The 1,324-nt window shown below is 34.5% G+C and carries 1 protein-coding gene; it reads left to right on the top strand.

Features of this window, described 5'->3' with window-relative positions:
- A partial coding sequence (locus ACGH80_RS11735; protein ID WP_411631222.1) for a UvrD-helicase domain-containing protein occupies positions 1–1,324 on the top strand: 1,324 nt, incomplete at both ends.

The raw sequence follows: 1,324 nt of genomic DNA, 5'->3' as shown, positions 1-1,324 counted from the left end.
CTAAAGCAAATAAATTTAGAGAAAAAATGATAGGACTGGCTCAAGAGGATTTGAAAAGTGCTCTAACCAAAGCTCTAAAAAATATCAGCGATTTTAAAAATTTTTTTAGGCTTATTAACCGGCTGCGTAGCTATACGCATGCGCTAGAAGATATAAATCAAACGGATAAAAATAAAAAACCATCTATAGAATATGACAGCAATTCTAATTCTGATCTTCTGGCCTCACTGAAATTCAGCCACGATACTTTGCTCGAATACAGTCTAGAATTAGTTAAGGAATATGATGTGTTCAAAAAACTGCTCACTGACCAATATCCTTATATTTTTATTGATGAGTATCAGGACACTAATGAGTCTGTTATAAAGCTAATGGCTTATTTACAGCAATACGCCCATCCAGAACGATGGCTGGTAGGGTATTTTGGTGATAGTAAACAAAATATTTATGATAGTGGTGTGGGTAATCATATTGAGAATATTTATCGGGAAATATCGGCCGAGGGTAAGAAAGAAATTAAACTGGAAAAAATTGTTAAAGATTTTAACCGGCGCTCGCAGATACAAATTATTAATCTGATTAATAAAATCAGAAATGATGACTTGGCGCAAAAACCAATTGATCCAGATAGGACAAATGGAAAAGTTGAATTTTACTGCCTTAAAGCAGGAGCTACTGAAAGAGATAAGGATGAAACGATAATTAATCAGTTTATTGCACATCTTGCTCTATCGCTACACGATAATGAGCAAATCAATTGTTTGCTATTGCTTAATCGTTCTGTGGCCAGTATGAGTGGATTTGCACAACTTTATAACGCAATTGAAAAAGCAAAATTTATCAAGTGGGATAACCTTAATTCCATGCTGCTTTCACGCATACTTAATAAATTGCATCCCGCAGTCCTGCGCCTGTATCAATTGGTCACAGCCTATAATATTTTAAATAATCCGCACACTACTCTGTATGATTTATTCGGCAATACTCAGCGTAGCGTTACTTTTGCTGAGGCAGGTGAACTGGTGAAAATCCTTAAACAACAGCAACCACCTACTACTTTAAATGAATTTATTCAGAATATTTCAACCGGCTTAAATCAATTAGCTAAGAACAAAAATAAAAGTGAAAGTGACGCGATTCAATTCTGGCTGAAAAACTGCTTTGTCATTAATTACCCTAAGGATATAAAGCAAAATAATGCAGGTTTAGCAGACTTATCTTTTGCTGATTATTATATTGATTTTCTTCTGTATGAAGATATGTATGGAAGCATTAATCATGCAGAAACCGAAGTTGAAGAAACAGATGATGTGGTTGCTACTAA

The sequence above is a fragment of the Gilliamella sp. BG1 genome, from assembly GCF_046635625.1.
GTDB classification, from domain to species: Bacteria; Pseudomonadota; Gammaproteobacteria; order Enterobacterales; family Orbaceae; genus Gilliamella; species Gilliamella bombi.
The sequence above is the reverse complement of the archived record's forward strand: the minus strand, read 5'-3'. Positions and strand labels throughout refer to the sequence as shown.